Genomic DNA, 14,154 nt, shown 5'->3' on the forward strand with positions numbered 1-14,154 from the left:
TGGCAGTCGATTTTCTAATATTTTAAATTTAAATACTATTATTATCAATACCTTCGTAGAGCCAGTTTAATCCATAAAAAAATGCTTTCTAACCACTACAGAATAATTCTGTCTCTCCTTGTATGGTTTACATTTGGAGAAGTAAATGCATTGGCTCCTTTTACGAGCATAAAGCAGGCAGAAATAACGGGAAAAAGTCAACTCGTTCTGGAAAATGATTTAGATCTAAAAACAGCTTATAACGAACTACAGGTAAAAATAGCAGAGGGAAGGCTAAACAAATTACCGGAAAGCATAGACAAAATCAAAATTTTATTAAAAGTAAGCGACTGGTATGAAGCTTCATACAACAATCCTATAACACTAAAAAAAGCTTTGCAATATGCTGAGGAAGCCCTTCAGATAAGTCAGACCCTTCATTCTAATATTTATACAGGTAAATGTTACCTGCAGCTTTCTATGGTGCAAGAGTTGAGAAATAACAATTCGATGATAGAAGTCAACGCCAGAAAAGCAATAGAAGCACTAAATAAAACAAAACAAACAGATGATTTAGGAGAGGCATGGGTAATGGTTTGGTCAGCTAAAATGCGTACTGATGCACCAATAAAAGAAAGATTAATTCCAATTTTCAAAGCGGCATCTTTATTTGAAAAGTCCGGAAACAAAAAAAGAAGCGGCGACTGCTACAGAGAAATCAGCGAATTGTATTTTTCAATCTCAGATTTTCATAACTCCTCAAATTCACTAAAAAAAGCGATCTCTTATTACAAGGCAGCCAATCTTAATGAAACTGATATTTATCCCATTACCTCAAGACTGAACATCATTTATGAAACAGAAAAGAAAAGTCTGGATATTATCAAACTTAAAAATAAAACCTTATTACAGCAAAGCAAACTTAAAAATGAAGTTTTTTTGCGCAATTCAATGGTAACTTTTGTTTTCCTTTTACTTATAATTCTAGGTTTACTTTACAAAAGTTACAGATTCAAGAAAAAAACAAATAAGGTACTCGAAACGCAGCAAAATGAAATCAATAAAAAAAATAATGCACTGGAAAAGCTCGTTGTTGAAAAAGAATGGCTGCTGAGAGAAATTCATCATAGAATAAAAAATAACCTGCATATGGTCGTAGGGCTTTTGGCAAGCCAGACAGAATTTTTAAAAAATGAAGAAGCAGTTCAGGCCATCAATAACAGTCAGAACAGGATTCAGGCGATGTCATTAATTCATCAAAAATTATATCAGTCAGAAAGTTTATCTATTATTGATATGCCTTCATATATCTTTGAATTGACTGAATACTTAAAAGATTCATTTGAAATTAGAAACCTAATCCGATTTAGCCTGGATATAGACAGTTTTAATCTGCCTTTGTCACACTCAATTCCAATTGGCCTTATTTTTAATGAAGCCGTTACAAATGCTATTAAATATGCTTTCCCAGATCAAAAAAACGGAATTATTACTATTTCACTTAAAGCCGTCGAAGATAATAAGTACATGTTAATTATTCACGATAACGGCATTGGGCTTCCACCCGATTTTGATCCTTATAATAACCCTTCATTGGGAGTTAAATTAATGCATGGACTTTCTGCAGATATCGATGGAAAGTTTCTCATCAATAATTCAAATGGTACTAAAATAACACTTGAATTTATTTTTAACGAAAATAATTCTCATTAATTCAATTTTAAAATGGCAAAACCATTAAAAATACTTATTGTTGAAGATCAGTTTGTAGAGGCAAATCATTTACGATTAATGCTGAAAAAAGCGGGGCATTCTATAATTGGAATGGCACGTTCTGTGGCTGATGCCAAATATTATATTGCACAGCAGAGACCAGAACTGGTTCTTCTGGATATTTTTCTTTCGGGAAAGGAAACCGGCATTGACCTTGCCGAAATACTAAAAGACGATAACATTCCATTTATTTATCTATCGGCTAATTCTAATGAAGAAGTGCTCAGCAAAGCTAAATTGACGCATCCGTATGGTTTTTTAGTAAAACCTTTCAGAGAAAAAGATTTACTAATCACCATTGAAATTGCCGAATATCATCAGGAACACGGTATTGAATCCTCAATTAGAAAAGAACTTTTATTTCAAAAGCAATTAAAAACAATTATTACAAAAAACGGTACTTGGGATGACAGAGTCCTGACCATTATTACGGCCTTACAATCTCTTATTTCTTTTGATCTTGTAATGGCAGTTTTTTATATAGATGATACACTATCAAACAAAGTTTTGGGATATGCAAGAACAGGTTTGCACGAATATCAAAAAATAGGAATTGAGGAATTACAAAATATTACCGCTTTAAAAGAATCTGAAATAAATGAATTAAGAAATAAAAGTAAAGTGGAAACTGAAGCTGCTTTCTATAACGATCAGGATTTTATAAAAATATGCGATAAAACCCCAATCAAAAAGATGATTGCAAATTCAATGAATATGAAATCCAATCTTATGCTTCCAATACCATTATCACGAAATGAAAATGGCGGATTGTACTTGTCTTTTTTCAGCAGACAAACTAATAATTACAATAAAAATCATGTAACGCTTTGCGAAAGACTTCAGGAACCTTTAATATATGCTATTGAAAATTTAGTTAGTCATGATAAAAAAATAGATCAAAAAAATAGTTCCGCTGCACATCATAAAACAGAAAAGAATGCAAAAGTAACAGGCTTTGAAACGATAGTAGGAAAAAGTCCGGTTCTGCTCAAATTATTTGATCATATTCTACAAGTCGCCCCAGCCGATACAACTGTTTTAATTACCGGAGAAAGTGGTACCGGGAAAGAAAGCATTGCTCAAAGCATACAGCAGCTTTCGAACAGAAAAGAACAGCCATTTGTAAAAATTAACTGCTCTGCACTTCCTCCAAGTCTGATTGAATCTGAACTATTCGGACACGAAAAAGGAGCTTTTACAGGCGCCGCCGAAAGAAGAATAGGCAAATTTGAACAAGCACATAATGGTACATTATTTCTGGATGAAATTGGCGACATGCCTCTAGAAATGCAGGCAAAACTGCTTCGTGCTATTCAGGAAAAAGAAATTGAGCGCGTTGGCGGTAATCTTCCCATAAAAGTAAATGTTCGTATAATAGCGGCAACCAATTGTAATCTGGAAAAAGAAGTTGCTGACGGCCGTTTTAGACTTGATTTGTATTACAGGCTGAATGTATTTCCTATTCAGCTGCCACCACTGCGAGAACGTAAGGAAGATATTGGTCTTCTAGCACGTCATTTTATTGCTGTCTATAGCTCTAAAACGGGGAAAAAGGTAACAGAAATAGCAGAAAGCGCACTCAAAAGTCTTTTATCCTATCAATGGCCGGGAAATATTCGCGAACTTGAAAATCTTATTGAAAGAAGTGTTCTTTTAGCCAAAACAGAAACAATTGAGCATATTCCGCTTCCCGCTTTTGATGAAATAAAAGTAAATAATAACACAAATGAATGGTACTTTAAAACCATTCAAGAAAATGAAAGAGAGCATATCATCAATGTTCTAGAAAAATGCAACGGCAGAATCAGAGGTGCAGGCGGTGCATCAGAAATATTAGGACTTCCTCCTACTACACTAGCATCCAGAATGCAGAAACTCGGCATCAAAAGAAGCCATTTTTAATTGTGAATTGTGAAATGTGAATTACCCAGCTACAGTGGCAAAAGCGGTGTGAATCTCTGTGCCATTTTCATAACTAACATTTCACTGCAAACTACCAACTATCAACTCCCAACTATCAACTATCAACTATCAACTACCAACTATCAACTCGTCCACAATTCACAATTAAAAAAAACGTTATTACGTTGCCTTAATTTCGTCGTACGACGAAATATAGTTCGTTTAAAATCAATCAAAAACAATCAATTGACTAATATTCAATTAATTACAAAATAGGTTCGGTTTTCGTTTACCGTTTGGCATAACATTAAAACAGGTAATTATGCTAACTGAAAACCCTACTACAATACTTTTTATTACAGGTGCATTTGTCAGTAATAAATGCTGGGACGAATGGAAAGCTTTCTTTGAAAGTAAAGGCTTTAAAACGCTGGCTCCAGCTTGGCCTTACAAGGACGCTCCTTCGGCAGTTTTACGCGATCGTCATCCAGATCCGCAAATTGCAAGTCTGCGATTAACTCAGTTAATAGAACACTTTGAAAATATTGCCAAAAGCCTTCCTCAAAAACCTATCGTTATTGGTCACTCCATTGGCGGACTTACAGCACAAATACTTCTACAGCGTAATTTAGCCGCAGCGGCAATTGCTATACATTCAGTTCCTCCACAGGGAATAATGACCTTCAAATTTTCATTTTTAAAAGCTGGCTGGGGACCGCTTGGTTTTTTTACTTCAACAAAAAAGACTTTTCTAATGAGTTTTAGCCAGTGGCAATATGCGTTTACTAACGGAATGCCTGAAGAATGGCAGGATAAAGCGTATTGCGATTCTGTAATTCCAGAATCTAAATTAATCGTTCGAGATACGATTACTTCGGCGGCAAAAGTTGATTTTAAAGCTCCTCATAATCCTCTATTACTAATTGCCGGATCAACAGATCATACGATTCCTGAATCACTGAATTATTCCAATTACAAAAAATACACTGACAAAGATTCTATTACAGATTTCAAGGTTTTTCCAGAAAGAAATCACTTTGTTTTAAACCAGCCCGGATGGCAGGAAATCGCACTTTTCATACAAAACTGGCTCGAAAAACTTCCAGTTCAAAATTCATAATAACCAATTATTTTTTAACTAATTAAAATTTTAAAATCATGAAAACGAATTTATTAAGTACCTCATTTTTTAACTTTAAAGGAAAAACGAAGCTTTTTTTTGCATTTGGCTTTTTACTATTGACTCTAATTTCTTGTAATAAAAAAGCAGAAGAAACTCCTGTGGCAGAAGCAAAACCAGCAGCATCAGCAGAAACAGCTCAAACTCCACCTGCAAATCCGCCTGCCAATTTTAAACATGCCACCGCAGAAGTCAACGGAGTTAAAATTCATTATGTTATTGGCGGTAAGGGAGATCCGCTTGTTTTAGTTCATGGATTTGGACAAAACTGGTATATGTGGAATCGCCTATTGCCAGAATTATCAAAACATTTTACGGTTATCGCTCCCGATTTGAGAGGTGTTGGCGAATCTGATAAACCAGAAAGCGGTTATGATAAAAAAACAATGGCAACAGATATTCACGAACTGGTAAAAAAATTAGGTTACAATAACATCAATCTTGCAGGACATGATATTGGACTTATGGTGGCTTACGCGTATGCGGCGCAATACGGAAACGAAGTAAAAAAAATAGCTTTAATGGACGCACTTTTACCCGGAATTGAGCCAGTTTGGTCTAATGTGAAAGGATCTGCATGGTGGTTTGGATTTTTTGCATGGCCAGCTTCCGGCGATATTGTAAAAGGAAAAGAAAAAGAATTCTTAACCAATTTCTGGCCGGTTGTAGGACACGCCAAAGATCCTTTTACTGCTGAAGAAACTGCAGAATTTATTAGAGCTTATGCTGTTGAAGGCGGTACAACTGCTGCTTTTAAATGGTTTGGGGCATTTGACCAAGACGGAAAAGACAACCTAATTTTCGCGAAGAAAAAGCTAAAAATGCCATTATTAGCAATGGGCGGAGAATATTTTGCTGCTGCTTTCTTAAAAGATCATTCCAAATTAGTGGCCGAAAATGTTTCTGAATCTAAAATTGCCGGCTCTGGCCACTGGCTTGTTCAGGAAAATACAGCACAGGTACAAAAAGATTTACTTGCTTTTTTCTTGGCTAAATAATTAAAATCATGAAAAAACTATTGTTTTCAGTATTGTTTTTTACTGGGCTTGTATGTCAAGCCCAGCAGAAAGCAGATCTGATTATTTACAACGGAAAAATTGCAACCATGCAGCAACAAAATGAATTTGTTCAAGCAATTGCAATAAAGGACGGAATTATTTTAGACACAGGAACCGAAAAAAATATACTCTCAGTTTATAAAAATTCGGCGACAAAACTAATTGATGCCAAAGGAAAAACGGTAATTCCGGGATTGAATGACAGTCATATGCACGTTATTCGTGAAGGTTTAAACTACAATTCTGAACTGCGCTGGGACGGTGTAAAAACCTTAAAACGTGCTATGGAAATGCTAAAAGAACAGGCGGCAAGAACTCCAGAAGGTGTTTGGATAAAAGTTATAGGCGGCTGGAACGAATTTCAGTTTGAAGAAAAAAGACAGCCAACCATTGCCGAAATCAATGCTGCTGTTCCTGATAAACCTGTGTTTATAACGTATTTGTATGGAAAAGCTTTTCTAAACAAAAAAGGTATTGAAGTTTTAGGTTATACAAAAGATACCAAATATGAAGGAAGTCTTCTAGAACAGGATTCTAATGGCAATTTAACGGGTTTAATGTACGCCAAAGAAACACCAAAAGCGATTTATACCACATTGGGACTTACCACAAAATTAAATCCCGAAGAACGTTTAAACAGTTCCATTCAGTTTAATCGTGAACTGAATCGTTTTGGTCTTACAAGTGTTATTGATGCTGCAGGTGGAAGCCAAAACTTTCCTGCGGATTATGTTACTTCATTAGAATTGGCAAAACAAAACAAATTGAGTCTCAGAATTTCTTATTATTTGTTTGCACAGCAAAAAGGCAGAGAATTACAAGATTATGAGAAATGGGTTGCCACAACTCAAATCAATAAAAACGATAATTTGATTGTTGCCAATGGTTATGTTGAAGAAGGCGCTGGAGAAAACATCGTCGCTTCGGCGGCTGATTTTGAAAACTTTCTGGAACCGAGAATCGTATTGTCTGATGAAATGGAAAAAGATCTCGAACCTATTATTCGGTTATTGGCTAAAAACAAATGGCCTTTCAGACTTCACGCCACTTACGGTGAATCGATTGACAGAATGCTGCATGTTTTTGAAAAAGTAAATAAAGAAATTCCGTTTAACGGATTACGCTGGTTTTTTGATCATGCCGAAACTATTACACCATCAGAATTGGAGCGTGTTAAAAAACTAGGAGGCGGTGTTGCGGTGCAATTTAGAATGTATTATCAGGGAGAATTGTACAACAAATTATACGGAGCGCCAAAAACACAATTACCTCCAATTAAAAAAATGCTCGAACTTGGAATTCCGGTTGGTGCGGGAACAGATGCAACTCGAATTTCTACCTACAATCCGTGGATGTCACTGCATTGGCTGTTGACAGGTAAAACAATTGGAGGAATGCAGTTCTGGCCAAAAGATCAGATTTTAGACAAATTCACCGCTTTGCAATTGTACACTTCTGGAAGTGCCTGGTTTTCTGGTGAAGAAAAAGACAAAGGAAAATTAATCAAAGGAATGTACGCCGATTTAGCCATTTTGTCTGACGATTATTTTTCGGTCAAAGCAGATGATGTTCGAAAAATTGAATCGGTTTTGACGGTTGTTAATGGTAAAATTGTTTACGCTTCCGCGGAATATAAAGCGTTGAATCCAGAAATTCCTGCTGTAATTCCGGATTGGTCGCCTGTGAAATACTTTGGAGGTTATCAGAAATGATGGCACGCAGATTTTACGGATTCGCTTTGGCGAAGACGCTGATTTAAACGGATTTTTTTATGTTTTAGTTTGAGCTGATTCCAAAAAAGCAATTTCTCTCCCTTTAGCCCTGATCGAAGCGGCATCCTTTGCTTTTTTTCTTTAAAAAAGCAAAGATATAGCGAAGAGCAGGAACCATGTATCCAAAAAAGCCAAATGTCTTTGCTTCTAAAAAAATAAACATTGAAAAAAATATTCAAGATGAAAAATTATAAATCCATACTAATTACCGTACTTTTTGCTGTCGTTTTTCTTTCGACGCAAAATACATATGCACAGATTCCGCTTCCGCCCGAAGTTCCAATTTGGGATGCGAATAAAGTGACTTTACAACTGCATAAAATATCTGATAATGTTTATGCCGTTTCGCCGTCAACAACCGAAACCGAAACAACAAAAGGAATTCCGCAGGCAACTTCTGCGGGATTTATTGTGGGCGATAAAGGTGTATTGTTAATCGAGACGATGTTGAGTAAAAGACTATACGACCAATTGTATAAATTGATTCGTTCTGTTACGCCAAAACCAATTATTTATGCGGTAAATACAAGCGATCACGGCGATCATTGTTTTGGAAATTATCTGCTTCCAAAAGAAACTATTTTAATACAAAACGAATTCTGCAAAGAAAATCTTGCGAAGAATTACGACGGAATAAAACAATTTATGATCATGCTTTTTGGAAAAGATCGCGGGATAGAACAAAGTGTGTATCATCCCGCTGATCTTACTCTGGCAGTTAATCAAAGTTTAAAATTGGATTTGGGCGGCGGAAAAATTGTAGAAATCATCAATGTAGGAACCGCGCAGTCTCCGGCAGATTTGTTTGTTTTTTTGAAAGATTCAGACAAAAATGTATTGTGGGCAGGAAATCCATTTATTGCTGAAAGCCCTGCGATTCCATGGCTTTTTGACGGTTATTTTTTAGAGCCTGTTCAAAATCTTCAGAAAATTTATGATATGATTGGCGACAATGATGTTGTTGTTCCCGGTCACGGCCGAATTACCAATAAAAAGGGAATCAAATTTACAATCGATTATGTAAATGCATTAAAGAAAAATGTGGAAGATGCAGTCAAAAAAGGCGAAACAGTAGAACAGGTTAAAACTTCGGTTACAATGAAAGAGTTTGATAAAGGGTATGTCCTTTTTAACTGGCTGCATTACAATTTCAACATTCCAAACGCTTACAACGATATTAAGAAAAACAGTTTAGGCAAATAGCCATGAAAAAAATTATTCTATTATATCTGATTTGTGTACAGCTTCATGCTCAGTCTTATCCTGATTTTAAACCACTGCGATTTGATGAAAATTATGAAGTTTTACAAAAAGATACCGTCAAAAATAACTGGTATAAAACCATGAAATATCTGCCTCTCTCCTTCTCGGGGAAAACGTATCTGAGTTTTGGAGGAGAGATAAGATATCAATATTTCTATGCCAAAAATGAAAAATGGGGAGACGATCCTGTTGATCATGACGGCTATATTTTAAACCGATTTTTGCTTCATGCTGATTTTCATTCCAGCAAATTTTTCAGGGCTTTTGTACAGCTTCAGAGCAGTAATGCCAACAGCCGAATTGATCCAAGTCCAGTTGACAGTGATCCGCTGGAAGTGCATCAGGGTTTTGTGGATCTAAATCTGATTTCAGAAAAAAACAAACAATTGATTTTTAGGGCAGGAAGACAGGAATTAAGTTACGGTTCACAGCGTTTGGTTGCCGTTCGCGACGGGCCGAATAATCGTCAGTCGTTTGATGGCGCAAAAGCTATTTTAGGTTTTACTAATTATCGAGCCGATTTATTTTACAGTCATTATGTAGTGGCGCAAGATGGCATTTTTGATGATTATTCGAATAAAAAAAGACAGTTTTGGGGAAGTTATTTTGTGATCAATAAAATTCCAGTCATTAAAAATATTGACCTCTATTATTTGGGTTACCAAAGAGCAAATGCCAATTTTGATGATGCTTCTGGAAAAGAACTTCGGCATTCTGTTGGAACACGAATTTGGGGAAAATATGACGAATGGCGGTATGATGCGGAAGCGGTTTATCAGTTTGGAGATGTCGATTCTAAAGATATAAGAGCTTGGACGGTTTCTTTAAATACAGGTTATCAATTTTCGTCTGTTATCTTAAAACCCGAATTTGGATTTAAAGTTGAATTAATCAGCGGAGATAAAACAAATGGAGATAACAACCTCAACACCTTTAATCCGCTGTTTCCTAGAGGTGGTTATTTTGGTTTGGCATCTGTTATTGGTCCTTCCAATTTAGTTGATTTTCATCCGTCTATTAGTTTAGAATTGTCCAAAAATATCGATTGGGTTATTGATTATGATATGTTCTGGAGATACAGCAGCGAAGACGGAATTTACGGTCCAAACACGATTATGATTTATCCGGGAAATGCTACAACTGCAAAAGAAATTGGAAAACAATTAGAAAGTGAAATTATCTACACTCCTAATCAATATCTCTATTTTAGAGTTGAAGCTACTTGGTTTAAAGCTGGGGATTTTTTGAAAGCGGCGGGTGCGGGAAAAAATATGTTTTTTACGGGAGTTACGATGCAAATTAAGTTTTAAGATTATTCCTTTTGCGATGAAAATTGCTCGAAAAGTCGCGAAGACGCAAAGTTTTTTTCTTTTTTAAGTTTTGTAATAAGGCTTTGAAATTCAAAAGGAAATTCAAGAAAAACATTCCCTTTTGAATTGAATTGCCTCCAGCTTTAGCTGGAGGTTTCTAGTAACAATAAGGAAAAGGCTTTAGCCAAATAGGCGGTTTCGGCTAAAGCCAATTTCTCATTTTATTTTTTACCTCCAGCTAAAGCTGGAGGCAACTCACAAAAATTTTGATAAAATTCAAAAAATAGAACAATGACAACAAGAAGAAATTTTATAAAAATGGCAGGATTGACAAGTGCAGCAGTAATGGCAAATCCTGTTGAAACTTTTTCGAAAACTATAAATGAAGAAAAAATGGAATTTGAAACCCAAAATAAATGGCTGGACGGATCAAGATTGGTTGTTTCTGTATCTATGCAGTTTGAAGCCGGAGGACAACCCGAAAATGCTGAAAGTCCGTTTCCGCAGAACATGCAGAAAGGTTATATTGATCAGCCTGCTTTAACCTGGTATCAATATGGTTATAAAGAAGGGATTCCGAGAATGCTCGACAATTGGGACAAACACGGCATAAAAGTTACTTCGCATATGGTTGGTTCGGCTGTGCTGCAAAATCCGCAGCTGGCAAAGGAAATAGTACAACGCGGTCATGAAGCGGCGGCTCATGGTATGAATTGGAGTTCGCAATATGCTATGTCTTATGAAGATGAGAAAAAATTTATCAAAACGGGTGTCGATGCTATAAAAAGTGTAACAGGTTTTACAGCTGTTGGTTATAATGCAAACTGGCTTCGACGCGGCGAAAACACAATCAAAATTCTTCAGGAATTGGGTTTTACGTATCACATCGATGATTTAAGCAGAGACGAACCGTTTATAATTCAAGCAAATAAAAAAGATTTTGCCGTTGTACCTTATACTATACGCTGTAATGATATTGTTTTGATTGAAGGAAAGAACTTTTCTTCAGACCAATTCTTTTATCAGGTAAAAGCAGAATTTGATCAGCTTTATGCCGAAAGCGAATTCAAAAGAAGACAAATGTCTATAAGTTTTCACGACAGAATTGGCGGCACTCCGCAAATGGTAAAAACAACATCTGATTTATTAAATTATATTAAAGGACATAAAGGAGTCAGTTTTAAACGAAAAGATGAAATTGCGAGAATGACACTTCAAGATAAAACTTCTATTCGGGAATAGCAGTATTTTAATTTGATACTTTCTATTGTTATTATTTCTTCTATTTTATAAACTACCTTTCAAAATATGTCGTTTTTTGAAATGCTAAATCTTTCGATTTAGCATTTTTTATTTCTTTTTTTTATTTTAACCAATAAATACATATAACTCAAATTAAGATTAAGGCTTTATATCTCTATAAATTATTGAATATAAATACTTTATAGTGTATTTTATTTTTATTTAGAATAATTAAAAATTATCTTGTTTGTAAAGTGTTTTAATAATATTTTTGCATTAAATTAATTTAAGTTTAAGATAATGCGTGCACAAGGAATAAAAGTTCTACTAGCCTTTTTTTTAATAACAGCAAACATTTACTGTCAAAATAATAAAGCAAAAATTTCCGGAATTGTATTTACAAATACGGGTAAACCTGCAGAGGGCGTTTCAGTATCTTTAAAAGGAACTTCTTATACAGATTTAACAAACGAAAAAGGAGAATATCAAATTACTGCTGCACCCGGAAATTATACTTTATTAATTAGTTCTGTGGGTTTCAAATCAAAAGAAATTGAAGTAAATATAGAACAGTCAGACAAAAAGGTTAAAAATACTTATATCGAAGAAGATACAGCAGCTTTAGATGAAGTTAAAGTTACCGGAAAATCTAAAGAACAGCGTGTACGTGAGCAGCCTTTTAATATAAATTCTATTGAATTAAATAAATTATATAATACCTCTGCCGACTTAAATCAGGTTTTAAATCGTTCTTCGGGAATTCGAATTCGTGAAACCAGCGGATTAGGAGGAGATTTTAACTTCTCTGTAAATGGATTATCCGGCAAGCAAATTAAATTTTTTATTGATGGTATTCCGATGGAAAATTTTGGAAGCACCATGTCTTTAAATAACATACCCATAAATTTAGCCGAACGTATTGAGGTTTACAAAGGTGTAGTTCCGGTTTCTTTAGGAGCAGATGCTTTAGGAGGCGCGGTAAATATCGTAACCAACCAAAACATCAATACTTTTTTGGATGCTAGTTACAGTTATGGCTCTTTTAATACTCACAGAGCAGCATTATCAAGCAGATATACCAGCGAGAAAAGCGGTTTTACTATTGGCGTAAATGGTTTTTATAATTTTTCTGATAATAATTATATCATGAAAAATGTCACTTTGTCCGGCCAAAGCACGCCTCGCAATTTCAGGAGATTCAATGACGGTTTCGAATCGACTATGGTACAGGTTGAAACTGGTTTTAGAAATAGAAACTGGGCTGATGTTTTCCTTATTGGTTTTCAATATGCCGATCGCTATAAAGAACGCCAGACTGGCGCTACTCAGGAGAATGTTTTTGGCGAAGTGCATTCATCAGGCGATTTTATTCTGCCAAGCATAAAATATAAAAAAGACAATTTTTTAATCGATGGTCTAAGCGCTAATTTATACGCTTCTTATGCTGTTGATAAAAATACCAATACAGATACCTCGATTAATAAATATGACTGGAATGGTGAAGTGATCGATACGCATCCCAACTTTGGAGAACAGGGATCGTTTCAGATATTTAAATATGAAAATAAATTTGCCATTGCCAGAGCCAACTTTAGTTATCAACTGAATGAAAATAACTTATTCAGCTTTAATTACAATTTAAGCAACAGCACCAGAAAAGGGATTAATTATTATGATTTAAGCAATCAGGAATCGAATGCTTTAGATATTCCTAACAAATTAAATAAATCAATTGCAGGATTGGGCTGGGAAAATCAAGCTTTTAATAACCGATTAAATACTTCTGTATTTGTAAAAAATTACCGTCTGCATACTTACATCAGAGAAGCTGTTTTTTATAATTCTACGGGGTATAAAAAAGAAGAATCAGAACTTACCAATAATTATTTTGGATACGGAACCGCCCTTAGGTATAAATTATCTGATAACAGCGGCATAAAAGCTTCTTTTGAACATACCTACAGAATTCCTGAAGTTGAAGAACTATTGGGAGATGGAATAAACGTACTTGCCAATCCTAAATTGAAACCGGAAAGCAGTAACAACTTTAATTTTGGAGCTTACTATAAATTTATTTTGCAGGATTATCATAGTGTTGCTATTGAAGCAAATGGTTTTATAAGAAACGCTCAGGATTTTATTCTTTTATTACCCGGAGGTATTTTTTCTACCTACAGCAATGTGGGTAAAGTAGATATTACAGGTTTTGATGCAGATATTAAATACCATTATAAAGCTTTTAATGCTTCGCTTAATGCAAGTTATAATGATGCTGTTAATAAAGATAAAGGTTCTTCTGCCTATTTAGACAAACTGCCTAATCAGCCTTGGTTATTTGCCAACGGAAGTTTAGGATATGGAAAAGAAAACTGGTTAGGAAAAAATACTAAGATTCAATTTGACTGGTATTCACAATATATTCACTGGTTTTATCTAACATGGCCAAGCAAAGCATTCGAAGCGGGTAAAAGCAGAATTCCAACTCAGTTTATTCAAAATGCCAGTATAAGTTATTCTTTAAATAACGGAACCTATAATATTTCGTTAGACTGCACGAACATTTTTGATACAGAAGCGTATGATAATTACAAATTACAAAAAGCAGGAAGAGCTTTCTATATAAAACTAAGATATTTCATTAAATAATAAATTAAAATTAACTTAAACAACTAATA

9 protein-coding genes are annotated in these 14,154 nt (G+C 34.9%); all 9 read left to right on the plus strand.

The window, feature by feature from the left end; translation table 11 throughout:
- The first annotated feature begins 81 nt into the window (after positions 1 to 81).
- The 9 genes from L1276_RS02075 to L1276_RS02115 all read left to right on the plus strand — a co-directional run bounded on the left by L1276_RS02075 (position 82) and on the right by L1276_RS02115 (position 14,125).
- Entirely contained in the window at positions 82 to 1,692 is a 1,611-nt protein-coding gene (locus L1276_RS02075) for a sensor histidine kinase (protein ID WP_253784967.1), read from the plus strand.
- A 12-nt stretch (positions 1,693 to 1,704) separates the two neighbouring features.
- Positions 1,705 to 3,654, plus strand: a complete 1,950-nt coding sequence (locus L1276_RS02080) for a sigma 54-interacting response regulator (protein WP_253784969.1) — start codon at positions 1,705 to 1,707, stop codon at positions 3,652 to 3,654.
- Positions 3,655 to 3,976: 322 nt separating this feature from the next.
- On the plus strand, positions 3,977 to 4,774 hold the full coding sequence (locus tag L1276_RS02085; protein ID WP_253784971.1) for an alpha/beta hydrolase: 798 nt from the start codon (positions 3,977 to 3,979) through the stop codon (positions 4,772 to 4,774).
- A gap of 38 nt (positions 4,775 to 4,812) precedes the next feature.
- Complete coding sequence (locus L1276_RS02090; RefSeq protein WP_253784973.1) at positions 4,813 to 5,832, plus strand: alpha/beta fold hydrolase; 1,020 nt, start codon at positions 4,813 to 4,815, stop codon at positions 5,830 to 5,832.
- 8 nt (positions 5,833 to 5,840) lie between these two features.
- The gene (locus L1276_RS02095) at positions 5,841 to 7,604 is read left to right on the plus strand and encodes an amidohydrolase (protein WP_253784975.1); all 1,764 of its coding nucleotides are present in this window, start codon (positions 5,841 to 5,843) and stop codon (positions 7,602 to 7,604) included.
- Positions 7,605 to 7,844: 240 nt separating this feature from the next.
- Positions 7,845 to 8,867, plus strand: a complete 1,023-nt coding sequence (locus tag L1276_RS02100) for an MBL fold metallo-hydrolase (protein WP_253784976.1) — start codon at positions 7,845 to 7,847, stop codon at positions 8,865 to 8,867.
- Positions 8,868 to 8,869: 2 nt separating this feature from the next.
- On the plus strand, positions 8,870 to 10,237 hold the full coding sequence (locus tag L1276_RS02105; RefSeq protein ID WP_253784977.1) for an alginate export family protein: 1,368 nt from the start codon (positions 8,870 to 8,872) through the stop codon (positions 10,235 to 10,237).
- A 291-nt stretch (positions 10,238 to 10,528) separates the two neighbouring features.
- The gene (locus L1276_RS02110; protein WP_253784978.1) at positions 10,529 to 11,479 is read left to right on the plus strand and encodes a polysaccharide deacetylase family protein; all 951 of its coding nucleotides are present in this window, start codon (positions 10,529 to 10,531) and stop codon (positions 11,477 to 11,479) included.
- A gap of 300 nt (positions 11,480 to 11,779) precedes the next feature.
- The gene (locus tag L1276_RS02115) at positions 11,780 to 14,125 is read left to right on the plus strand and encodes a TonB-dependent receptor (RefSeq protein ID WP_253784980.1); all 2,346 of its coding nucleotides are present in this window, start codon (positions 11,780 to 11,782) and stop codon (positions 14,123 to 14,125) included.
- Positions 14,126 to 14,154 lie beyond the last annotated feature (29 nt).

The organism is Flavobacterium sp. HSC-32F16 (assembly GCF_024171645.1).
Taxonomy (GTDB): Bacteria; Bacteroidota; Bacteroidia; order Flavobacteriales; family Flavobacteriaceae; genus Flavobacterium.

Excerpts from the sequence above, each read along its gene's own strand:
- L1276_RS02085 (WP_253784971.1), top strand. The coding sequence starts at position 3,977 with ATGCTAACTGAAAACCCTACTACAATACTTTTTATTACAGGTGCATTT.
- L1276_RS02075 (WP_253784967.1), top strand. The coding sequence starts at position 82 with ATGCTTTCTAACCACTACAGAATAATTCTGTCTCTCCTTGTATGGTTT.
- L1276_RS02100 (WP_253784976.1), top strand. The coding sequence starts at position 7,845 with ATGAAAAATTATAAATCCATACTAATTACCGTACTTTTTGCTGTCGTT.
- L1276_RS02115 (WP_253784980.1), top strand. The coding sequence starts at position 11,780 with ATGCGTGCACAAGGAATAAAAGTTCTACTAGCCTTTTTTTTAATAACA.
- L1276_RS02080 (WP_253784969.1), top strand. The coding sequence starts at position 1,705 with ATGGCAAAACCATTAAAAATACTTATTGTTGAAGATCAGTTTGTAGAG.
- L1276_RS02105 (WP_253784977.1), top strand. The coding sequence starts at position 8,870 with ATGAAAAAAATTATTCTATTATATCTGATTTGTGTACAGCTTCATGCT.
- L1276_RS02090 (WP_253784973.1), top strand. The coding sequence starts at position 4,813 with ATGAAAACGAATTTATTAAGTACCTCATTTTTTAACTTTAAAGGAAAA.
- L1276_RS02095 (WP_253784975.1), top strand. The coding sequence starts at position 5,841 with ATGAAAAAACTATTGTTTTCAGTATTGTTTTTTACTGGGCTTGTATGT.
- L1276_RS02110 (WP_253784978.1), top strand. The coding sequence starts at position 10,529 with ATGACAACAAGAAGAAATTTTATAAAAATGGCAGGATTGACAAGTGCA.